At 69.4% G+C, this 21,329-nt stretch carries 17 protein-coding genes; 7 read left to right on the top strand and 10 right to left on the bottom strand.

Annotated features, from left to right (window positions below):
• Nucleotides 1-40: 40 nt before the first annotated feature.
• The 5 genes from HH310_RS08955 to HH310_RS08935 form a co-directional block, all read right to left on the bottom strand.
• Nucleotides 41-2,140 (bottom strand): PAS domain-containing sensor histidine kinase, encoded by a 2,100-nt coding sequence (locus tag HH310_RS08955; RefSeq protein ID WP_169174960.1) that lies wholly within the window; start codon nucleotides 2,138-2,140, stop codon nucleotides 41-43.
• A 56-nt stretch (nucleotides 2,141-2,196) separates the two neighbouring features.
• Nucleotides 2,197-2,874, bottom strand: a complete 678-nt coding sequence (trmB, locus tag HH310_RS08950; protein WP_169174959.1) for a tRNA (guanosine(46)-N7)-methyltransferase TrmB — start codon at nucleotides 2,872-2,874, stop codon at nucleotides 2,197-2,199.
• Between the two features lie 13 nt (nucleotides 2,875-2,887).
• The gene (locus HH310_RS08945; RefSeq protein ID WP_169174958.1) at nucleotides 2,888-3,859 is read right to left on the bottom strand and encodes a PD40 domain-containing protein; all 972 of its coding nucleotides are present in this window, start codon (nucleotides 3,857-3,859) and stop codon (nucleotides 2,888-2,890) included.
• Between the two features lie 64 nt (nucleotides 3,860-3,923).
• A complete protein-coding gene (locus HH310_RS08940) occupies nucleotides 3,924-4,268 on the bottom strand; it encodes a helix-turn-helix transcriptional regulator (protein ID WP_169174957.1) in 345 nt (114 codons plus the stop codon).
• Between the two features lie 19 nt (nucleotides 4,269-4,287).
• Entirely contained in the window at nucleotides 4,288-5,760 is a 1,473-nt protein-coding gene (locus HH310_RS08935) for a glycosyltransferase family 39 protein (protein WP_312033923.1), read from the bottom strand.
• A gap of 108 nt (nucleotides 5,761-5,868) precedes the next feature.
• On the opposite strand from HH310_RS08935, the gene HH310_RS08930 reads away from it, so the two are divergent.
• The 4 genes from HH310_RS08930 (at nucleotide 5,869) to HH310_RS08915 (ending at nucleotide 12,248) form a co-directional block, all read left to right on the top strand.
• Complete coding sequence (locus HH310_RS08930; protein ID WP_169174956.1) at nucleotides 5,869-7,665, top strand: ABC transporter ATP-binding protein; 1,797 nt, start codon at nucleotides 5,869-5,871, stop codon at nucleotides 7,663-7,665.
• Nucleotides 7,662-9,581: an ABC transporter ATP-binding protein gene (locus tag HH310_RS08925; protein ID WP_169174955.1), complete on the top strand. Its 1,920-nt coding sequence runs from the start codon at nucleotides 7,662-7,664 to the stop codon at nucleotides 9,579-9,581. Before HH310_RS08930 ends, HH310_RS08925 begins: the two co-directional genes overlap by 4 nt.
• Nucleotides 9,582-9,633: 52 nt before the next feature.
• Nucleotides 9,634-11,406 (top strand): gamma-glutamyltransferase family protein, encoded by a 1,773-nt coding sequence (locus tag HH310_RS08920; protein ID WP_169174954.1) that lies wholly within the window; start codon nucleotides 9,634-9,636, stop codon nucleotides 11,404-11,406.
• Nucleotides 11,407-11,555: 149 nt separating this feature from the next.
• Nucleotides 11,556-12,248: a hypothetical protein gene (locus HH310_RS08915; protein ID WP_169174953.1), complete on the top strand. Its 693-nt coding sequence runs from the start codon at nucleotides 11,556-11,558 to the stop codon at nucleotides 12,246-12,248.
• On the opposite strand, the gene HH310_RS08910 is transcribed toward HH310_RS08915, so the two are convergent.
• The gene (locus tag HH310_RS08910) at nucleotides 12,224-13,120 is read right to left on the bottom strand and encodes a LysR family transcriptional regulator (protein WP_169174952.1); all 897 of its coding nucleotides are present in this window, start codon (nucleotides 13,118-13,120) and stop codon (nucleotides 12,224-12,226) included. The two genes, HH310_RS08915 and HH310_RS08910, sit on opposite strands and share 25 nt — an antisense overlap.
• Before the next feature lie 62 nt (nucleotides 13,121-13,182).
• Between HH310_RS08910 and HH310_RS08905 the strand changes: the two genes are divergently transcribed.
• Nucleotides 13,183-14,016, top strand: coding sequence for an oxidoreductase (locus HH310_RS08905; RefSeq protein WP_169174951.1), 834 nt, complete (start codon nucleotides 13,183-13,185; stop codon nucleotides 14,014-14,016).
• A 185-nt stretch (nucleotides 14,017-14,201) separates the two neighbouring features.
• On the top strand, nucleotides 14,202-14,807 hold the full coding sequence (locus tag HH310_RS08900) for a hypothetical protein (protein WP_169175090.1): 606 nt from the start codon (nucleotides 14,202-14,204) through the stop codon (nucleotides 14,805-14,807).
• A gap of 1,481 nt (nucleotides 14,808-16,288) precedes the next feature.
• Here the strand turns inward: HH310_RS08900 and HH310_RS08895 are convergent.
• Complete coding sequence (locus HH310_RS08895; RefSeq protein ID WP_312033922.1) at nucleotides 16,289-17,749, bottom strand: alpha/beta hydrolase; 1,461 nt, start codon at nucleotides 17,747-17,749, stop codon at nucleotides 16,289-16,291.
• 115 nt (nucleotides 17,750-17,864) lie between these two features.
• Between HH310_RS08895 and HH310_RS08890 the strand changes: the two genes are divergently transcribed.
• Nucleotides 17,865-18,974, top strand: a complete 1,110-nt coding sequence (locus HH310_RS08890; RefSeq protein ID WP_169174950.1) for a sorbosone dehydrogenase family protein — start codon at nucleotides 17,865-17,867, stop codon at nucleotides 18,972-18,974.
• Between the two features lie 30 nt (nucleotides 18,975-19,004).
• Here the strand turns inward: HH310_RS08890 and HH310_RS08885 are convergent, their stop codons facing one another.
• From HH310_RS08885 to HH310_RS08875, 3 genes are all read right to left on the bottom strand, one after another.
• Nucleotides 19,005-19,256: a hypothetical protein gene (locus HH310_RS08885; protein ID WP_169174949.1), complete on the bottom strand. Its 252-nt coding sequence runs from the start codon at nucleotides 19,254-19,256 to the stop codon at nucleotides 19,005-19,007.
• A gap of 89 nt (nucleotides 19,257-19,345) precedes the next feature.
• Entirely contained in the window at nucleotides 19,346-19,630 is a 285-nt protein-coding gene (locus HH310_RS08880) for a hypothetical protein (RefSeq protein WP_169174948.1), read from the bottom strand.
• Nucleotides 19,631-19,642: 12 nt separating this feature from the next.
• Nucleotides 19,643-21,313, bottom strand: coding sequence for a sodium:solute symporter family protein (locus tag HH310_RS08875; RefSeq protein ID WP_169175088.1), 1,671 nt, complete (start codon nucleotides 21,311-21,313; stop codon nucleotides 19,643-19,645).
• Nucleotides 21,314-21,329: the final 16 nt, after the last annotated feature.

Below are 21,329 nucleotides of genomic sequence, written 5' to 3'. Positions count from 1 at the left end.
ATCCTGCTCCGGAGACGCCACCGTGAACAGGGTCACACCGTCAACGGGCGTCCATCGGCAACCGCACCACGACCGTCGACCCCTGTTCCTTCTGCTCGACGAGTTCGATGCTGCCGTGATGGCGGGTGACCACGGCACGGCTCAGCGTCAGCCCGAGACCGGTGCCCGGGATCGCCGCGTCCCGCGCCCGGCTGGTCCGGTACAGGCCGGTGAACATCATCTCCCGCTCGTCGGCCGGCACGTCCGCCCCGGAGTCGGAGACCGCCAGCTCCGCGGCCCGGCCGCTGACCCGCAGGGTGACCGCGATGCGCCCGCCGTCCGGGCTGTACTTGACCGCGTTGCCGAGCAGGTTGTCCACCACCTGCCGGAGCCGCTTGCGGTCGCCGTGCAGCACCAGCTCGTCGGGCAGTTCGTCCTCGATGAGCAGCGGCGCACCGTTGACCGCCTCGCGCGCCTTGGCCAGCGAGTCGCGCACCACCTCGGCCAGGTCCATCGGCATCAGTTGCACGTCGGCGTGGCCGGCGTCCAGCGCCGAGAGTTCCAGCAGCTCGTTGATGATGTGCCGGAGCTGCGACGTGTTGCGTTCGATCACCTCGAGCAGCCGCGGGCCGTCGGTAACCAGGGTGACCTCGTCCGCCTCGCGCAGCAGTTCGGTGTACGCGCTGATCGACGTGAGCGGGGTACGCAGCTCGTGCCCGATCAACGCCAGATACTCGTTCTTGCTGCGGTTGAGCTGCCGCTGCAGGTCCTCGACCACGCGCCGTTCCACGAACTGTCCGATGTGGGCGGCGATCCCGGACATCAGCGCGAGCAGCTCGTCCTCCGGCTCCTCGACCGTGTCGGTGAAGGCGGTGAGCACGCCGAGCGACTCGAAACCCTCGCGGATCGGGATGGCCAGAGCCGCGTGCAGCCGGGAGGTGGCCGCGGTCTCCGGCGAGATCAGGCTCTGCGGGCGGCCCACGTCGCGGATCCACAGCGGCTTGCCGGCCTGCCAGGCGCGACCCGCCAGGCCCTGGCCGAACGGCAGCTCGGCCGGGACGTCGATGTCGCTCTGCCAGCCCGGTGCGCTCCACCGCGCGGCCGAGCGGATCACGCTCGACGTCTCGTCCACCAGCCACAGCTCGGCGTGCACCCAGTCGAGCGTGCTGACCACCGCCTCCAGCACCAGCGGCCCGGCTTCGGCGATGTTTGCCGCGTCGGCCAGCGCTTTCGTGACGGCCAGCTCACAGGTGCGGAACCGTTCCACGCGACGGCGCCGGGTCACGTCCTGCACGGCCTGGACCGCGCCGGCGGTGCTGCCGCCGGGACCGACGATCGGGTGCGCGTCCACCAGGTAGTGGCGGGTGTGCCGGGCCGGTCCGCTGCGCAGCACCACCTCCTCGTCGCGCAGGTCGTCACCGCGCAGCGCCCGAAACAGGGCCATGTCGTCGCGGCTCAGCGGGTTCCCGGCGCCGTCGGCCAGCCCCTCCGGGAACGACTCGCCCCACAGACGCCGCATCCGTTCGTTGACGAAGACGACGCGCCCCTCGGCGTCGCACGCGGTCACCCCGTCGTGCAGGCTGTCCAGCACCGCGTCGAGGAAGCGCCGCTGCTGGTCGATCTCGTACCGGGACAACTGTTCGGTGATCAGCAGCGTGGCCACCTGCGCGGCCTCCGCCACCGAGGTCACGTCCTCGGGCGTCCAGGCACGGGGCTGACGGTCGAAGGCACAGCAGATGCCGAGGATGGTGCCGGTCCGATCGCGTACGGGATGTCCGATGTATGCCCCTGCGATGCCGTCAGTCAGGATCGGTGACCCGGCAGGCACCCGCTCGTCGGTGCGCACGTCGTCGATGACCAGCGGCCCGTCGATGTCGATCACCACGCCGGCGAGCGAACGTTCGTTTTCGGTGTTGGCGACCGCGTCCCACGCGACGGACAGCCCCCACCCGCCGTAGAGCCGCAGGTGATCGCCCTGCACGAAGTAGATCAGTCCGACCGGGGCGTTCGCGGCCCGGGCCACGAGGGCGGCGAGCTGGTCGGCGGCACCGCTGGTGAGGACGCCGCGATCCCGCTCCGGGCCGGCGTCCAGCAGCCCCGGCAGGCCGCCGGGCGGCCCGGCCAACCGGCTTCCCCCCGATCGTCCGGCATCTCGCCGCATGGCCCCCTCCTAGACACCCAGCGTAAAGGGGCTGATCAGGGAAAACCGGAGAATTGCTAACGTACGCGTCGATATCGCAGATCGCTGATCGGCCGGCCGGCGTCGAGGCCCCGCCGTTCGAACTTCGTCTCCGGGCGACCGGTCCGGTCCTCCCCCGCCGCCGCCAGCCCGGGATCGGCGTCCAGCGTCTCGATCATCGCGGCGGCGTACTCCGGCCAGTCCGTGGCGCAGTGCAGCAGTCCACCCGGCCGCAGCCGCTCCCGCAGCAGCGCGACGTTGCCCGGATTGATCAGGCGGCGCTTGTGGTGACGGGCTTTCGGCCACGGGTCCGGGAAGAACACGTGCACGGCGTCGAGCGTGTGCGGGGCCAGCCGGTGCACCAGTTCCATGGCGTCGCCGTGCCCGACGCGTACGTTGGCCAAGCCCTGCTCACCGATCAGCGCGAGCAGATTGCCGATGCCCGGCGTGTGCACCTCGACGGCCAGATAGTCGCGTCCGGGATCGGCCCGCGCGGCGGCCGCGGTGGCATCACCCATCCCGAAACCGATCTCCAGCACCACCGCCGCCGACCGGCCGAAGAGCGTGGCGAGGTCCAGCGGCGTACGGTCACCGTCGGTCACCGGCAGGCCGAACGCCGGCCAGAGCGCCGCGTGCGCGTCGGCGTGCCGGGAGCTCATCCGGCCGCGGCGAGGGTGGAAGGTGCGGATGGGCGGGTGTGCCGCGGTCTCGTTCATCGCGGCCCCGATTCTACTTTCCCGTGGTGGGCTGCACGCTCGGCTGTGAGCCCGCGTGGAACGGCACCCGCGTCTTGTCGTCGAGGCCGACGATCACCACCCAGGAACCGCCGTTGACCTGCCCGGTCACCACGGCCCGGCGGGCGTCCAGATACGCCATCTCCCGATCCAGTACGCCTCCGACGGTCCGCTTGGTGCGCCCGGCGACGTCGTATTCGACCAGATGCACGGGTTCGTTGTCGGCCGCGGTCTCGCCCTTCTGATAGGCCGTCCAGGCGAGCTTCTTCCCGTCCGCGCGCCAGCTCGGCACCACGGCGAAGCCTTGATTCTGGCGACCCCCACCCCCGTACGCGGCGACGGTCTGTTCCGCACCCGACCCGACCGTCCCGACGCTCAGACAGGCATCGAAGATCGACTCGCAGTCCCCGCCCCGGAACGCGACCCGCCCGCCGTCCGGCGACCAGGCCACCGCGTCGTCGGTACGCAGCCGCTCGGTGAGCTGGCCACTCACCCGCGGCGCCGGCGCACTGGGGGCCTCGGGCAGCGGCTGTTCGCGGCAGTCGCGGGGAAAGAGCACCCCGGGCTGCGCCTTCCCGGCCGCCGAGGAGATCCGGTAGACGCCGGGCCCACCAGTGCAGGACAACGAGGCGAAGGCGATCCACTTGCCGTCCGGCGACCACGAGGGCCCGGCGGCGGATCGATCGGTGAGCCGCCGTTGCCCGGTCCCGTCCGCCCGCATGACCCACAACTGCCCCGCCTTGAGATAGGCGAGCTGCTTCCCGTCCGGCGACCAGCGCGGCCGCGCGAACCCGCCACCCTTGGTAAGCCGCGTCTCAGCAGCACCTTTGCTGACGTACAGGTCCCCGCCGCGCACGTACGCGATGAGGCTGGACACCCCGCGCTCGCCCGCCGCCCGCGCCGGCGCCGCCGACTGCATGATCATGCTCAGTCCGAGGCCCGCCGTTACGACCGCGATTGCCTTCATGACGAACGCCCCCCGACGCGTCGGTGCTGGTTACACCGAGAGCATCGTCGCTACCGTTTCGCACCTAAGAGATTCCCCGCCCGAAACCCGGAAAATCCCCCGGCGGCGCTAGGGCCGCGAGCGCCGCCAGCCGGACGTCCCAGCGGTTGGCCGCCTCCGCCATCCACCGGGCGGTGGCGTCGAGTTGCTCGGCGCGTACCGAATAGCGCATCTCCCGGCCCGCGCGCCGGCTCGTCACGAGACCGGCGCGTTCCAGCACCCCGAGGTGTTTGACCACGGCCTGGCGGCTCACCGGCAGGCCGGTCGCGAGCACGGTCGCGGTCGTCGGGCCCCGTTCGGCGATCTCGTTGAGCATCCGCCAGCGGGTCGGGTCGGCCAGCGCCGAGAGCACGTCGAGTTCCGCGATCATTTCGTGATCATGCTCCGGCTCAGTCGTAGTGCTGCAAGCCGGGCCACAACGTGTGCCACGGGGCCGGCAGGTTGCGGCAGACGTAGATCGCGCCGTCCGGCTCCTCGTTCTCGATGCCCAGGCCGTTGTCGAGCTGCGCCTTGAGATCACACCGCCCCAGCGTCGCGTTCACCTCGGCCGCGGGCGCCTGCGAAACCACGATCGCGACCGTACGGGAATCCGGCGGCGGCCCGTAGTTCCACAGCTCGTTGTGTCCGCTGTAAACGGCCGGCAACCGGTACGCGGCGCCGTAGCGATCGAGCGCGCCCGCCTCGCCGTAGTTGGAGGTGAACAGCACGGCCCGTTGTTGCTCGTCGGCCGGCAGGGCGGTGTACACCGCGGCGACCTGCCGCACGTACACATTCCAGCCGATCTGATCCGCGACCGTCGAGTTCACCGCCGCGATGAAACCGACCTGCGAGACCGGCAGCACCGGCAACGCGAACACGACCGAGATGACCAGGTTGACGCCGACCGCGACGCCGAGCAGCACACGACGGCCCGCACGCCCCGCCATCCACCGCTCCACCGGCACCGCCCCGATCGCGAACAACCCGAGGACCAGCCCGATCGGGTAGTACGGCTGGCCGGCGGTCACAAACACCAGGACCACCATGATCGGGTACGCCACGGCGATGCTCCGCGCCGCTCGCAACCGCGGATCGCGCACCAGCGTGACGAACCCGGCCACCCACACCGGCACGAGCGCGAGCCCGATCAGGATGAGCTGGAACGGCAGCAGCTGAATCCGCGAATCGGTCCCCTTGTCCGCGGCGATGGCGTCCGCCATGTGTGCCTGCGGAAAGTCGTTGAACACCTGGTAGAGGATGTTCGGCAGGCCGATCAGCACGGCCAGCCCGGCGCCCGCCAGCAGCCACCGGCTCAGCAGCACCCGCCGCGGCCCGACCACCAGCAGAGCGAGCAACAGGCAGATCAGCAGCAGCGGGATCAGCAACTTGGCGTAGAGCGCGAGCCCGGTCACCACCCCCACCCCGAGCCACGAGCGCTCCGACCCGCGCAACAGCACCCGCAGCAGGAAATACAGCACGCCGAGCCAGGCCAGCAGGTCGGGCAGCTGCGTGTTTCCCACGTGGCCGCCGACCAGCGGAAACGTCCCGAACACGGCGGACGCGGCGAGGGTCTGGCCGACCGCCGCGCCACCCACCTCGCGGGCGATCAACGCGGTCAGGAACGCCATCGCGGCGAGCAGCAGCGCGCCGGGCACCCGGATCGCCCACAGCGAGTCGCCGAACACCGCGATGCTCATCCTGCTCAGCAGGGGCACCAGCGGCGGCTGATCCACGTACCCCCATTGGAGGTGCCGCCCGAGGATCCGGAAATACAGCTCGTCGCGGTGGTAGTCGTACCGCGACGAGAGCGGGAGCAGCAGGAGGACGACCAGGACAGCGACCGCCGTCACCGGCTTCCAGGCGAACGACCGTCGCGGGATCACGCGGTCCAACTTAGACGGTACGCGCGCCGGAGGGTGTCCCTCATCACGTAAGCCGAACCGATAGTTGCCGAGTATCGTTAGCCTGGCTAACTACCCAAGGAGGCGCTTTTGAGTCGCCGCGCCCCTAAGGCGTCCATCGACCCGGATGCCCGCAAGAGCTGGCTTCGCCGCGCGTTGCCGCTGGTCAAGGCCCATCGTGGGCTGCTGATAACGTCCCTCGTCCTGTCCTTCGCGGGCCTGGTCATCCAGGTGCAGATCCCCAACCTCGTCCGGGTCGGCATCGACCGTGCCATCGACGCCCACACCGCGAACCTGAGCACGTACGTCTGGTTGATCGTGGGTTTCGCCCTGGCCCAAGGCGTGGTCAACTTCATCGCGCGGTTCTATCTGCTGCGGACGGCGTACGAGCTCGAGTACGACCTGCGCAACATCATGTACGCGCACCTGGCCCGGATGCCGTTCGGCTTCTACGACCGCATCCAGTCCGGCGAGCTGATGTCCCGGTCCGCCTCGGACATCCGATCCGTGCAGATGTACCTGACGTTCGGCCCGTCGATCCTGGTGCAGTGCCTGATCGCGGTGGTCGCGTTCGTCTTGATGCTCTCGATCAACGTGCCGCTGGCCCTGGTCGCGATGGCCACCATGCCGCTGGTCGCGCTGCTCGGCATCACCATGCGCAAGTCGATCTTCCCGATCTCCTGGATGATCCAGTCGCGGCTGGCCGGCGTCGCCATGGTCACCGACGAGAACATCCAGGGCGTCCGCATCGTGAAGTCGTTCGCGGCCGAGGGGCGGCAACTGCGCTCGCTCGCCGAGAGCGCCGACAAGGTCCAGTGGGCGTACCAGCAGGACGCCAAGATCCGCGGCAAGTGGACGCCGCTGCTGGAGAACCTGCCCCGCCTCGGACTAGCGTTGGTGCTGCTGATCGGCGGGTACATGGTGATCAACGGACACACCACCGTCGGCACCATCGTCGCCTTCAACTCGTACGTGCTGATGCTGCAGCCCCCGTTCCGCCTGCTCGGCTTGATGATCAACCTGGGCCAGCGGGCCTCGGCGTCGGCCAAGCGGATCTACGAGATCCTCGACACCCCGAACGACGTGGTGGACGCGCCGGACGCGATCGACGTGCCGTTGCGCGGCGACCTCGCGTTCGAGAACGTCACCTTCGCGTACCCCAACGGGACCGTCGCCCTGAACGGCCTTGACCTGCACATCCGGCCCGGTGAGACGGTGGCCGTGGTGGGCGGCACCGGCTCCGGCAAGTCCACGCTCGGCCGGCTCGCCGCGCGGTTCTACGACGTGACCGGCGGCCGGGTGGCGATCGACGGCCACGACGTCCGCAACCTGCGGCTCGCCTCCCTGCGCGACCAGGTCGGCATCGTGCCGGACGAGCCCTTCCTCTTCTCGCTTTCCATTCACGACAACATCGCGTACGGGCGTCCCGAGGCTACCCGGCAGCAGGTGGAGGCGGCCGCCGTGGCCGCGGGGGCCGACCAGTTCATCAGGCACCTGCCCGAGGGCTACGAGACGGTGGTCGGCGAGCGCGGTTACACGCTGTCCGGCGGCCAGCGGCAGCGCGTCGCGATCGCCCGGGCGCTGCTGGTCAACCCGCCGCTGCTGATCCTCGACGACGCGACCAGCGCCATCGACGTGACGGTGGAGCAGCGCATCCACTCCTCGCTGCGGGACCAGATGCGCGGGCGTACCACCATGATCGTGGCCCACCGCCTGTCCACGATCAGCCTGGCCGACCGGGTCGTGCTGATGGAACACGGCAAGGTCATCGCCGACGGCACGCACGAGGGCCTGCTCGCTACCGAACCGCGGTACGCGCAGGTCCTGGCCTCGCAAGAGGCCGAGGAGATCGACTCGCTCGATATCGGACAGGAGGTCGCACGATGAGCATGTTCGGTGGTGGCTTCGGCGGCTTCCAGGTCAACGGCCGGCCGTCGGTCGGCGCGGCCGGCAAGAGCGGCAACGGGTTGCCGTTCAGCGGCATCCCGGACGACCTGGTCGACCGCGTGCACCAGCTCGAGGCGATCGAACCGGAGCACGGCGACCCGGACGCACCCTTCGACCCGATCGGCGACTCCGGCCCGCGGGTCTCGATCGGCCGGATCCTGCTCGGCCGGCCCGCCCTGCTGGTCTCCGCGTTGCTGGCGATCATCGTCGAGACGCTGTTGCTGCAGGCCGGGCCGTACCTGGTCCAGATCGGCATCGACGACGGCATCGCCAAGCGCGACGTGCGCACGCTGGTCGTCGCGACCGTGGCGTTCCTCGCCGCCGTGGTGTTCACCGGTCTGGCCACCCGCGTCCGGATCCGCAACGGCGGCGCGCTGTCCGCGCAGGTCACGCGTGACCTGCGGGTCCGCATCTTCGCGCACCTGCAGCGAATGAGCCTGGACTACTACACGAAGGAGAAGGCCGGGGTCACCATGACCCGGATGACCTCCGACGTGGAGTCGATCCAGAGCCTGCTGCAGGACGGGTTCGCCCAGTTCCTCATCCAGGCGCTGACCATGGTCGTGGTCACCGTGGTGCTGTTCCACTACAACGTGGAGCTGGCGCTGATCACGCTGCTGCTGGTCATCCCGCCGCTCGCGGCCGTGTCGCTCTGGTTCCGCAACGTCTCCGACAAGGGCTACAACCTGCAGCGGGACACGATCGCCGCGATGTACGCCGACCTCGGCGAGAGCCTCAACGGCGTACGCACGGTAACCGCGCACAACCGGCAGGAACGCAACGTCATCGCGCACCGCGAGGTGGTCGGGGCGTACAAGGACGCGAACAACTGGACCGGCCGGATCAACGCGATCTACGGTCCGGGCACGTCGGTGATCGGGCTCATCGCGATGGCCGTGTTGCTGCTGATCGGCGGGCGGCTGGTACTCAAGGGTGAGCTGACCATCGGGGTGCTGACCGCGTTCGTGCTCTACATCAACGCGTTCTTCGCGCCGGTGCAGCAGCTGGTCACGCTCTACACGCAGTATCAGCAGGCCAAGGCCGCGATCGGGAAGATCCGCGGATTGCTGGACACGCCGTCGTCGGTGCGCGAGTCGCCGGTCGCGGTGACGTTGCCGCCGGTGCAGGGCGAGATCGTCTTCGACCACGTGAGCTTCGGATATTTGCCCGACCGACCGGTTTTGACGGATATTTCGTTGCGGATCGCCCCCGGTGAGACCGTCGCCTGCGTCGGACCGACCGGGGCCGGGAAGTCCACGCTGGCCAAGCTGGTGACACGCTTCTACGATCCGCAATCTGGACAAATCCGAATTGACGGGTACGACCTGAGGGACGTGACCCTGGCATCACTTCGCCGGCAGATCGGGGTCGTCCCGCAGGAGCCGTTCCTGTTCGCCGGCACGTTCCGCGACAACATCGCCTTCGCCCGCCCGGACGCCACCGACGCCGAGGTGTGGGCCGCCATCGACGAGGTCGGGCTGCGCGAGCTGGTGGAACGCTCGCCCGAGGGGCTGGACACGCTGCTGCACGAGCGCGGCCAGTCGGTCTCGTCCGGCGAACGGCAGCTGCTCGCGCTGGCCCGCGCGTTCCTGGCCGAGCCGCGGGTGGTGGTGCTCGACGAGGCCACCTCCAATCTCGACCTGGCCTCCGAGCTGCGCGTGGAGGCGGCGCTGGACGCGCTGCTCGAGGGCCGGTCGGCGATCCTGGTCGCGCACCGGTTGTCCACCGCGATGCGCGCCGACCGAATCATCGTGGTCGACGACCGGGGCATCCAGGAATCCGGCTCGCACGCGGAACTTCTGGCGCTGGGCGGTCGCTATGCGGCGATGTTCGAGACTTGGGCCGCGCACGCCTGATTCTTCTGGTAGGCAGAGATAGACATTTAACTATGCCCACTTCGGAGGATCGATGCGGATCTTGCCGGTTCTAGCAGCGGTTTCCCTGTCCTCGACACTCATCGCGGCCCCCGTGTCGGCTTCCACGCCGACGCTCGGGCCGACCGCCTACGGGTCCGGCGGCGGGATCGCCACCGTGGACGCGACCGCCACCGCGGCCGGGCTCGACGTGCTGCGCCACGGGGGCAACGCCATCGACGCCGCGGTGGCGGCCGCGGTCACCCTCGGCGTCACCGAGCCCTTCGTCGCCGGCCCGGCCAGCGGCGGCTTCCTCGTCTACTACGACGCCAAGCGGCATCGCGTCTCCACCATCGACGGCCGCGAGACCGGCCCCGCCACGATGACGCCCACGTACTTCATCGACCCCGCGGACGGCCTGCCCTACGACTTCCAGGAGGCCCGGGTCAGCGGCCTGTCCACCGGCGTGCCCGGCGCGCTCGCCACCTGGGACACCGCGTTACGGCAGTGGGGCACGCGCTCACTGGCCAGCCTGCTGGGGCCGGCGGCCAAGGTGGCCGACCGCGGCTTCCCGGTCGACGCCCAGTTCCGGCAGCAGATCAACGACAACCTCGCCGCGTTCGGTCAGTTCGACTCGACGAAGGCGTTGTACCTGCCCGGCGGCGCCCCGCCCGCGCTCGGCTCGACGCAGCGCAACCCCGACCTGGCCGACACGTACCGGCAGATCGCGGCGAAGGGCATCGGCGCCTTCTACCACGGCCCGATCGGCGCCGACCTGGTCAAGACCGTGCAGCACCCGCCGATCTCGGCGAACCCCGTCGGCACGTGGGCGTACCCGATCCGCCCCGGCGTGCTCACCATGAAGGACCTCGCCGCCTATCAGATCCGGCGGCCCGCGCCGACCGTCTCGGACTTCCGCGGCCTCGACGTCTACGGCATGTCCACGCCGTCCAGCGGTGGCACGGCGGTCAGCGAGGCCCTGAACATCATCGAGAAGGCCGACCCGAAGAACGTCACCCAGGTGCTGCACACGTATCTCGAGGCGTCGGCGCTCGCGTTTGCCGACCGGGGTCGCTACGTCGGGGCGTACACGGGAAATGATGTCTTGCGCAAGCTCACCTCGGACCGGTGGGCCGCTCAGCGCGCCTGCCACATCTCGCCGGCCGTGGCCATGGTGAAGCCGGTCGCGCCGGGCGACATCAACGCCTCGGGGTGCACGCCGGCGACCGCCACGCTGACCCCGGACAGCGGTTTGAGCACGACCAACATCACGGTGAGCGACCGCTGGGGCAACGTCGTCGAATGGACCTTCACGCTGGAGCAGTTCGGCGGCAACGGCATCGTCGTGCCGGGACGCGGCTTCATGCTGAACAACGAGCTGACCGACTTCAACTTCACCCCCACCCAGGGCACCGCACCCGACCCGAACCTGCCCGGCCCCGGCAAGCGGCCGCGCAGCTCGATGGCGCCGACCATCGTGCTCAAGGACGGCAAGCCGTTGCTGGCCCTCGGTTCGCCCGGCGGCGCCTCGATCATCACGACCGTGCTGCAGATCCTGGTGAACCGCCTGATGCTGGGCATGACCCTGCCGGAGGCGATGGCCGCACCGCGGGCCTCGCAGCGCAACACGGCGGGCATCCAGGCGGAGCCGGCGTTCCGGACGACGTACGGGCCGGCGTTGTCCGCGCTGGGCCACACGTTCGGGCCGGACATGGCCGAGCTGGGCGCGGCGACCGCGATGGAGTTCACCCGTCACGGCGGGTTGATCGCGTCGGCCGAGCCGGTGCGGCGCGGCGGCGGCGCGGCGGCTGTCGTTCATCCGAAGTAGACGAAATCGATAAGCGCGGTCCCGTCGTGCGCTGCTAATCTCCGCCGGTACGTCACGGGGAGGCAACACCAATGCAGTGCACGTCATGCGGGACCGCGCTCGACCATCCCGGACAGGGACACGTGTGCGGGCCGGCGCCGTCGTCTTCGGTGCCCGCCATCGCCGCGCCGGCTTCGGTTCCGGAGGCCTGGGCTCCGCCGGCCGGCACTTTGCCTGTCTCGGAAACACAGCCCCCGTATCCGCTGGCCGAAAACCCGCCGCTGCCTTATGCGTCGGTCCCGGCGGCGGTCGTGCTACCCACCGGGTGGATCGTGGCCGCCGGCTTCCTTATCGGCCTGAGCGCGCTCATGGCGGTCACCTCGGTGATCTACGCGGTGCTCCAGCTGAATCTCGTGCCCGTCGCCCTGAGCCAGGTGGGCTCGCAGATCTTCCTGTTCGCGATCATCGGCTTGATCGTGGCCAGCAACATCTGGCGGCGGTCGACCCGCCAGCTGGTCGACGCCTTTGGCGGGGACGGCCGCCAGTACGCCGCGCATTGGGGCTACCGGGTTTACGTGCTCGCGCTTTTCGGCGTCATCTTCGTCCAGGTCGACGCGGGGTTGAACAATCGCCGTGCGATCATCGCGGTCGCCGTGCTGCGCTGCGTCGCCGCGTTGGGGCTGATCGGCGGGGTGCTGCACACGTGGGCGCGCATCCACCGCCTGCTGGCCGGCCTCGAATCGGCAGCGCCGGCCCGGGTGCACGCCCTGGCCGACGCGGCGGACATCGACTGGAACGCGGTGGCCTGGGATCCGGACCTCGAGGACGTGGTCGAGCGTCAGCGCCGTCGTCGTTCGTCCTGAGTCGCGGCAGTCAGGTACGCACGAACCAACGGCCGCTCGTCGTCGCGGCGAGCGGCCAAGGCCAGTTCGCAGGGCGCGAGGTCGCGGACCGGGACCGTGACCACGCCGTCGCGGGCCACGAGCTCGGCGTTGCCGGCGGCGAGGAGGGCCACGCCCGCGCCGTTCGCCACCGCTTCGTACGTCTCCTCCGAGCTCGCGATCACGCCGCCGATCCGTGGCTCCCGCCCGTCGCGCGTGTCGGTGGCCAGCCAGTAGTCCCGTACGGGGCCGGCTTCTGGGGGTAACGCCAGGAATTGCTCGTCGCGCAGCTCGTCGATGGTGACATCCCTTTTTCCGGATAAATGGTGTTTTGCTGGGAGAGCGACGCATCGCTCCTCGCGGGCCACGACGACGTACCGATAACGCTCCTGGTCCGGCAGTGGCAGCCAGACGAAAGCGACATCGCTCGCGCCGTCCGCAAGGCCGGCCGTGGGGTCGGTCCAGCTCACCTGCCGCAGCACCGGGTTCGTTTCCGGAAATTTCGTCATAAGGCGGGCGCGCAGGGCGGGCAGGATCCCGCGGCTCGGGCTGGTGGACATGCCGATCACCAGGGTGTGCCGCTCGTCGGCCTTCGCGTCCTCGACCGCCGCGACCGCTTCCTCCCACGCGGCGATGAGCGCTCGCGCGTGCGGCAGGAGCGCCTCGCCCACCGCGGTCAGCCGCACGGTCCGCCGATCGCGCCGGAACAGCTCCGCGCCCAGCTGTTTCTCCAGCATGCGGACCTGCTTGCTCAACGCGGGCTGCGAGACGAACAGGCGCTTGGCGGCCGCGGTGAAGCTCAGCTCCTCGGCGACGACAGCGAAGTACCGCAGATCACGCCCATGGACATCCATAACTCTTGGCTATCACACCATGTCTTGGACGCCCACGCCCGTACCGGAGCAAGGTGGACTGTATGAATATCTGGCTTATCACGGGCGCGAGCAGCGGCTTCGGCCGGGCCATCGCGGCGGACGCGATCGCCGCCGGCGACACGGTGATCGGCACCGCCCGACGCACCTCGGCCCTGGACGACCTGGTCGCGGCACACCCCGACCGGGTGGAGGCGATCCGGCTCGACATGACCGACAGCAAGCGCATCGACGAGGTGGCGGCCGACGTCCTGGCTCGCTACGGCCGGGTGGACGTCCTGGTGAACAGCGCCGGCCGTACGCAGGTGGGGGCATTCGAGGAGACCACCGAGGACGAACTGCGCGACCTGTTCGAGGTGCACGTCTTCGGGCCGGCGCGATTAACGAGGGCGCTGCTGCCCGGGATGCGCGAGCGGGGCAGCGGGTCGATCGTGAACATCAGCAGCTTCGGCGGGCAGTTGTCGTTCGCCGGGTTCTCCGCGTACAGCGCGACCAAGGCCGCGTTGGAGCAGCTCTCCGAGGCGCTGGCGGATGAGATTACCCCGTACGGCGTCAAGGTTTTGATCGTGGAGCCCGGCTCGTTCCGCACGAACCTGTTCGGCAAGGATGCGGCGTACTTCTCCACGGAGAACCCGGCGTACGCGGAAAAGGTCGGCGCGACCAGGGCGATGGTGCGGGGCAGTCACGGCATTCAGCCGGGCGATCCGGCGAAGGCCGCGCAGGCGATCCGGATGGCGCTCAATGCCGCGAATCCCCCGCTGCGGCTGGCGCTGGGCGGCGACGCGGTGGACTTCCTCGCAGGTCACCTGGACTCGGTGCGGGCCGAGCTCGCCGAGTGGGAGAAGGTCTCCCGAGGAACGGACTTCGATGGCTCCTAGTTCGAACATTTGTTCGACGACGACTGTTGGGGATGTCGTACCCGTCGATTAGAATGTGTGTACTAAAAGGGCTCGTGAGCTGCTGATCTTCGGCGTATTTGCCGACGATCGGCGGCTCAGTGAGGAGTTTCACCGTGACCGCACCCGTCTCCCCGCTCGAGGCCGTGATCCCCCCTTACGCGACCATGCTCGGCTTCACCCGCTACGTGACTCGCACCGGCCCGGCCAAGGCGACCTTCGTGGGCGGTCTGCGGCGCGCCCGCGAGCGCCGCTCCGGCTTCAACCCGCACAGCCAGCTCGTCAAGGCGCTGAAGGCCGACATCGCCTTCCGCACCGGCGGCAGCTATCTGGACGGCGTGGTCGACCTGGTCAAGGACCGCTGGAAGCCGCTGTACGAGTCGGTCAGCGCCGGCGCGAAGGCATACTTGCTGTCCCTGGGCGACCCGGCCCAGGTCGGCTTGGCCCAGACCCGCGACGCCCTGGCGTCGATCGGCCCGCTGGCGGTAAAGGTCAACCCGCACTTCGGCCTGCGCTACGACGACGGCCGCCGCGAGGCCGTCCGCCTGCACTTCGACGAGGCCCCGCCCACGCCCGAGGCCGTGACCGCCACCCTGCACCTGATGGCCCGCCACATGGACCAGATCCTCCCGAACGCGGAGCCGGTCCTGGTCGACGTCCGCCGCGGGGCGACCCACCGCATCAACCCGGCGGCCAAGCCGGGCGACATCGAGAGCTGGCTGACGGGCGAGGCAGCCGCCTTCACCGCGATGTGGTCCACAACGGCCGCCTGACGGGCGGCGGCAGGGCGCGGCCGGCCCGCTCCGGTCCGGCCGCCCGGGTCCGGCCGCCCAGGTCCGGCCGGCCCGGTCCCGGCGTTCAGGTTCAGCCGCCCAGGTTCAGCCGCCCCGGTCCCGCCGCCCAGATCCAGCCGCCCAGCTGTCTAATTTGGAGGCAGGGCGCGCGCACCGGCTGTCAGGGTTCGCCGTGGCGCCTCGCTGCACGCGGCCATCTCTACGCACACTGCACGTAGACGCACGCGGCCATTTCGAGCACACGACCATTTCGTCGCCGCGGCCTGCTCGGATGCGCGCGGCGGTCTCGCCACCCCGGGCCAATCTCGCCACCCCGGGCCAATCTCGCCACCCCGGGCCGACCTCTCAACCCGGGCCGACCTCTCAACCCGGGCCGACCTCTCAACCCGGGCCGACCTCTCAACCCGGGCCCATCTCGCCACCGGCGGCTGTCGCGGTTTTGCGGCCGTTGAGCGACGTGGAGCTCCCATCATTTGGGACGACCATCCGCGGAGCGGGACCAGCGTCCACATCTTGGATCCTGGTCCGCTATCTGGGATTCCGCTCCACTATGGACGGCGCTTGTTCCCCTAATGCGGCTTTTATACTGCGGCTTTTCAACGTTTGCTGCGGACCTTGGAGACTTGTGCCCACATATTGACCACAAGTCTCCAAGGTCTGCGGAAATCCAAAGTGCGTAACTGTTCAGCTGGTTCCGTCGGCCGGGAGTCCCCGTGCGAGGCGACGCCGCCAGGTCCGGGCAGGTCCCAGCTCCCCACAGTGGCCGCCCCACCCGGGCGTGGGGAGTCGCCACGCCGAGGAGGTTGCGGTTGCCCACACCGCAGCCACCCCCACCCCCGTGTGGGCAGTCGCGACGCCGAGAAGGTTGCGGTTGCCCACACCGCAGCCACCCCCACCCCCGTGTGGGCAGCCGCCACACCGAGAAGGTTGCCGTTGCCCACACCGCAGCCACCCCCACCCCCGTGTGGGCAGCCGCCACGACCGGAAGGTCCCGGCTCCCCACAGCGACGGCCCGCGCAGGTCCGCCGCGCAAGGTCAACTCATCGGAGCGTGAGCGGCGCGAGAAACAGCTGAACAGTTCCAAAGTGCGGTCACAGCTTCCCAGATAGCAGGAAACTCTGCTGACGCGACGCGCCGCCGCGACCGTCGACGCCGGACTCGTCAAGAGCGACAGCGGGGTGTGACGGCGTCACGCCGTGCTTCGGGCGCGGCTCGCGCCCAGCATTGACGGAAACGTCTGCTGAAACTGGCGCTTCCAGTCGGCGTGTCGGGGCGGCGCGCGGCGCTTTGTACATTCGATGGCTTTGGCGAATCAGCGACAAACATGCACTCCCCATGCCGGCCGGGCCGCAGATTGGAGGGCATGAGACATCTAGCGGCGGCGGCCGGAATGACCGTCCATCACCTCAGAAGCGAAGGCAGTGAGATCAGCGGGAGCAGCGAGCCCGGCGTGCGGCAGGTCAGCCGACTCCGAAAGGTTGCGGCTCGATGGCCTTACACGAAGACCCGGCGGCGGGCGTCGTCAGCGTAATCAAATAGCGGTCGACGAGGCCCGCGGCGCACGGACTCCGCTTGTACACCACATGACCCCAGCCCCGATACGTAAGCAACCGCGCGGTCGGCCCGAGCTGGCGGGCCACCTCCCCCGCCCAACCGTACGCGGTCGCCGGGTCGTGCCGGGCCGCGACCACCAGGATCGGCCCGATGCCGCGCGGCGGGATCAGCGGGCGCTGTGGATTGTCGGGGGCGGACGGCCAGCCCAGGCAGCCCGTCGTGGCGGACAGGGCGAGCGGCGAGGCGAGCATCTGCGGGGCGCGCTCGGCCAGGATGTTCAGCCGGCGGCGCAGATCAGGATAGCCGGTGATCGGCAGGTACCAGTCCTCGCAGAAGATCGCCGGGAAACTGTTCGGGGTGTCGTCCGAGAGCGGCGGCGTGGAGGCGCGGCTTTCCGGAACCGGCGGCGCCTGCTTGGCCGAGTCGCGCAGGTAGTAGGCGAACGAATACCACTGCGGGTCGTAGAACGCGGCGAACGCGGCCCCGATCAGGTCGTTCATCGAAACCGTCGAGTCCGGATCGTACGGGTCGGTCAGCGTCCCGGCGCGCGCCCGGTCCGCGAGGCGCGCCCAGATCGCGCGGATGTCCTGGCCGCGCAGCACGCATTTCTTGTCGCGCGCGCACCAGTCGACGAACTGGTTGAACGCGTCCTGCGCGGCCCCGGTCGCGTCGAGCAGGAAGCGGGCCAGGCCCACGCTGTGGTCCATCACGCTGTCCAGGACCAGCGCGCGCAGGCGGGACGGGTACGTCTGTGCGTATTCGGCTCCGATCAGGGTCCCGTACGAGGCGCCGTAGAAGTTGATCTTCTCTTCGCCTAGAGCGGCGCGTACCGCGTCCATGTCGTGTACCACGCTCGCGCTGTCCACGTGCGCGAAGTGCGGTCCGGTGCGGGCGGCGCAGTCGGCGGCGAGTTTGCGGTTGTAGTCGATCGTTTTCGCGTACGCGTCCTCGCTGTCGATGAGCGGCGACGGCTCGGCATCGATCAACCGCTGCGAGCACACCACCGGCGAACTGCGCCCCACCCCACGCGGGTCCATCCCGACGATGTCGAAGCGAGCGCGCACCGCCGCACTGAAGAACGTGGGCGCGTCGAAAGCGAAGTCGACCGCCGACGCCCCGGGACCACCGGGGTTGACGAACAGGGCGCCGATGCGGTGCTCCGGATCGGTGGCGAGCCGGCGCGCGATGGTCAGCGAAATGCTCGCGCCGTACGGGTCAGCCCAGTCGGCCGGCACCTTCATCGTCCCGCACTGCATCTGCTCGTCCTCGGGACACGCCGCCCAACTGATCTTCGTCGGCGGGGGAGCCGCGTGGCCCGGTGTCGCGCCGTAGAGGGCCAGCAGGATCGTGAGGAACGCTCGCACCACGCCGTCTTCTCCGCCCTGCCCGGCAGCGGCACCGCGCGGCCACCATCTTCGGACGGATCAAGATCGGCGGTCTGGCGAATGGGTGAAGTTCGCCGGGCCGTGGCACCGTGGAGCCATGAGTCCCCGATCACACACGCGCCTGATGTCCGTGGTGGCGGGTGCCGCCCTGCTGACCGCCTGCTCCCCCGACAGCGACGCGTCACCGCGTGGCGAGGCTACGTTCGCGCCACCTTCGTCGGCGGCGAGCCCGGCCGGGCCGGGAAAAACCAAGCCGGACCTCACCGCGCCACAGACGATCGCCACCGGCCTGGACGTCCCGTGGGGGATGGCGTTCCTGCCGGACGGCAGCGCGCTGATCGCCGAACGCGACCGGGCCGACATCCTGCGAATTCCGGCGGGCGGCGGCGACCCGGCGAAGGTCTATCAGGTGCCCGGCGTGGACGCAGGCGGCGAGGGCGGGCTGCTCGGCCTGGCCGTCGACCCCGACTACGATCAAAACCGTTTCCTGTACGCCTATTACACCGCACCCGACGACAACCGGATCGTCCGATTCACGCTGTCCGACCGGCAGCCCGAGGTGATCTTCGACGGGATCGACAAGGCGGGCATCCACAACGGCGGGCGGATCGCGTTCGGGCCGGACAAGATGCTGTACGCCGGGACGGGTGACGCGAGCAACGGCGGCGAGTCGCAGGACCCGGACGACGTGAACGGCAAGATCCTGCGACTGACGCGGGACGGCAAGCCGGCGCCGGGCAACCCGCGGGCGGGCTCGCCGGTCTGGTCGATGGGTCACCGCAACGTGCAGGGGCTGGCCTGGGACGCGAAGGGCACGATGTACGGCATCGAGTTCGGCCAGAACACGTGGGACGAGGTCAACGTCATCAAGCCGGGCAAGAACTACGGCTGGCCCGAGGTGGAGGGCAAGGCGAACGACTCGCGGTTCGAGAACCCGATCGTGCAGTGGGGAACCGACGAGGCCTCGCCGTCGGGTGCGGCGGTCGCCGGGGACACGCTCTACGTCGCGGCGCTGCGCGGGGAACGATTGTGGACCGTGCCGCTGAACGGCGGGGCGCCGAAGGCCGAGTTCACCGGGAAGTACGGGCGGCTGCGCACGGTCGAGGTGGCGCCGGACGGCGCGCTGTGGCTGAGCACCTCGAACCAGGACGGCCGGGGCGACCCGAGCGACGGCGACGACCGGATCCTGCGCTTCCCGGTGGCGTAAACGGCCCGGTCTTGGCGACCGGGCCGTTCCTCATGCGTTATTCGGCGGCAGGACGGGGAGGGCGGAGATCGCCGAGGCGTACTGGGCGATCTGCCGTTTGTTGGGGACCACGCCGACGGCGCGGAGCTGGTCGTGGATGGCCTGCGCGATCTGTTGCGGAGGCTGCCCGCGGTGGGTCTGCATGACCCTGTTCACGACGTAGTCGACGCGAACCTGTTGCTGCCAGCCGGGGGCTCGGTTGCCGCTGGAGGCGAAGAAGCTGATCGGGGCTACGGGTTCCATGCCCTGGGTATCGGTCGGATGGCCCGGTCACTGGAAGATATGCGGGGGCGGTGCAACCGGATAGCACCGGTACGGCACCGTCCCCACCATCATTCGGCCCGTTCCTCGTCCGGCTCCGCCTTCGACGGAGCCTCCGCGGGGCTCAGCCACATCCAGAGCAGCATCAACAGCCCGACCACGAGCATGCCCAAGCCCATCCAGAGGTTGATGCGTACGCCGGCGGCTTTGTTGATCTCCGCCGGGCTGTCGAAGATGCCCAGCAACGTGACGATCACCCCGTACACGACGAAGAGTCCGCCGATCACCCGCCGCACGTCGAAGAGCCGGGCCGCGCGCTTGGTGCCCTCGGCGTCCTCGTACCGGTCCGATGTCATGTCCCGGCCTCCTTACCAGATCGGGATGTAGAAGACGATTGCCAGCGCCACCGCGAGCCCGCCGAGCACGATCGGGTTGCGCCACCACACCTTCTCGCTGGACAGGATCACCGCGCCGGAGGTGTTGTTGCCGGCCATGCCGTAGACCAGGCCCTGCAGCTCGTTCTCCGGTTTGGGCGGGGTGAAGAACGTGACCGCGAACGCGACCACCACGGCCACGACGAACGCGGCGCCCGCTCCCCAGAAGCTCTCCTCCAGGTCCGAGTTGAAGTGGACCACGTCGCCCAGGTAGAGCAGGTACAGCGACAGCGACGCCAGGAAGCCCAGCACCAGCGACCAGAAGCCGGCCCAGGCGGACATCCGCTTCCAGAACATGCCGACGATGAAGGTGGCGAAAAGGGGCGCATTGAACAAGGAGAACAAAGCCTGAATATAGTTCTGAATATTGTTGTAACCGGACGCGATGAAGGCGGTGCCGATGCCGATCACCACGCCCGCGATCGTCGCGTACCGGCCGATCCGCAGGTAGTACCCGTCGCTGCGATTCCTGCGGATGTAGGGCTGCCAGATGTCGTACGTGAAAACGGTGTTGAATCCGCTCACATTGGCCGCCATGCCCGCCATGAAGGAGGCCAGCAGACCGGTGACCGCGACCCCGAGGACGCCGTTGGGCAGCAGCTCGCGCATCAGCAGCGGGATCGCGTTGTTGTAGGTCAGATCGCCGGAGGGCGCACCGAGCCCGCTGATGGTGACGACCGCGATCAGTCCGGGGATCACCGTGATGAGCGGGATGAACAGCTTGGGGAAGGCGCCGATGATCGGCGTGCGCCGCGCCGCGTTCATGTCCTTGGCGGAGAGCGCCCGCTGCACCTCGGCGAAGTTGGTGGTCCAGTAGCCGAACGACAGCACGAACCCGAGACCGAAGATGATGCCGAACCAGTTGGCGCCCAGCGGGTTGTCGGACGACGAGCCGGTGTTCGACCAGGCGTGCAGCGCCGCGTCGCCGAGCGAGCTGCTGCGCACCTTGTCGAAGAGCCCGTCGATGCCGCCGACCCGGACCAGGCCCACGATGGTGATCGGCAGCAGACCGGCGACGATCACGAAGAACTGCAGCACCTCGTTGTAGATCGCCGAGGACAGCCCGCCGACCCCGATGTAGATCAGCACGATCGACGCACCCACCACGATGGCCAGCCACAGCGGCCAGCCCAGCAGCGCCTCCAGGATCAGCGCCAGCGCGAACAGGTTGACCCCGGCGATCAGCACCTGGGCCACCGCGAAGCTGACCGCGTTGAACAGGTGGGTCGGGCGATTGAAGCGCCGGCGCAGGAACTCCGGGACGCTGTGCACCTTCGAGCCGTAGTAGAAGGGCATCATCACGATGCCGAGGAAGACCATCGCCGGGACCGCGCCGACCCAGTAATAGTGGACGGTCAGCACGCCGTACTGCGCGCCGTTGGCGGCCATGCCGAGGATCTCCAGGGCGCCCAGGTTGGCCGAGATGAAGGCGAGGCCGGTGACCCAGGCGGGCATCGAGCGCCCGGACAGGAAGAAGTCGGCACTCGTCTTGATCGATCGTCGGGCGGCGAACCCGACCCCCAGGACCGTCGCGAAGTACAGGATGAGGATCACGTAGTCGAAGAAGTCGAGGTCGAGCCGCAGCCCGCCGCCCGCCGCCGCCATATACACAGGAACCTCC

Origin of the sequence: Actinoplanes sp. TBRC 11911 (assembly GCF_012933445.1) — a bacterium.
GTDB lineage: Bacteria > Actinomycetota > Actinomycetes > Mycobacteriales > Micromonosporaceae > Actinoplanes.
This window is presented reverse-complemented; position numbering and strand designations above follow the sequence as displayed.

Excerpts from the sequence above, each read along its gene's own strand:
- HH310_RS08880 (WP_169174948.1), bottom strand. The coding sequence starts at position 19,630 with ATGACATCGGACCGGTACGAGGACGCCGAGGGCACCAAGCGCGCGGCC.
- trmB (WP_169174959.1), bottom strand. The coding sequence starts at position 2,874 with ATGAACGAGACCGCGGCACACCCGCCCATCCGCACCTTCCACCCTCGC.
- HH310_RS08890 (WP_169174950.1), top strand. The coding sequence starts at position 17,865 with ATGAGTCCCCGATCACACACGCGCCTGATGTCCGTGGTGGCGGGTGCC.
- HH310_RS08945 (WP_169174958.1), bottom strand. The coding sequence starts at position 3,859 with ATGAAGGCAATCGCGGTCGTAACGGCGGGCCTCGGACTGAGCATGATC.
- HH310_RS08920 (WP_169174954.1), top strand. The coding sequence starts at position 9,634 with ATGCGGATCTTGCCGGTTCTAGCAGCGGTTTCCCTGTCCTCGACACTC.
- HH310_RS08905 (WP_169174951.1), top strand. The coding sequence starts at position 13,183 with ATGAATATCTGGCTTATCACGGGCGCGAGCAGCGGCTTCGGCCGGGCC.
- HH310_RS08925 (WP_169174955.1), top strand. The coding sequence starts at position 7,662 with ATGAGCATGTTCGGTGGTGGCTTCGGCGGCTTCCAGGTCAACGGCCGG.
- HH310_RS08875 (WP_169175088.1), bottom strand. The coding sequence starts at position 21,313 with ATGGCGGCGGCGGGCGGCGGGCTGCGGCTCGACCTCGACTTCTTCGAC.
- HH310_RS08955 (WP_169174960.1), bottom strand. The coding sequence starts at position 2,140 with ATGCGGCGAGATGCCGGACGATCGGGGGGAAGCCGGTTGGCCGGGCCG.
- HH310_RS08900 (WP_169175090.1), top strand. The coding sequence starts at position 14,202 with ATGCTCGGCTTCACCCGCTACGTGACTCGCACCGGCCCGGCCAAGGCG.
- HH310_RS08885 (WP_169174949.1), bottom strand. The coding sequence starts at position 19,256 with ATGGAACCCGTAGCCCCGATCAGCTTCTTCGCCTCCAGCGGCAACCGA.
- HH310_RS08910 (WP_169174952.1), bottom strand. The coding sequence starts at position 13,120 with ATGGATGTCCATGGGCGTGATCTGCGGTACTTCGCTGTCGTCGCCGAG.
- HH310_RS08940 (WP_169174957.1), bottom strand. The coding sequence starts at position 4,268 with ATGATCGCGGAACTCGACGTGCTCTCGGCGCTGGCCGACCCGACCCGC.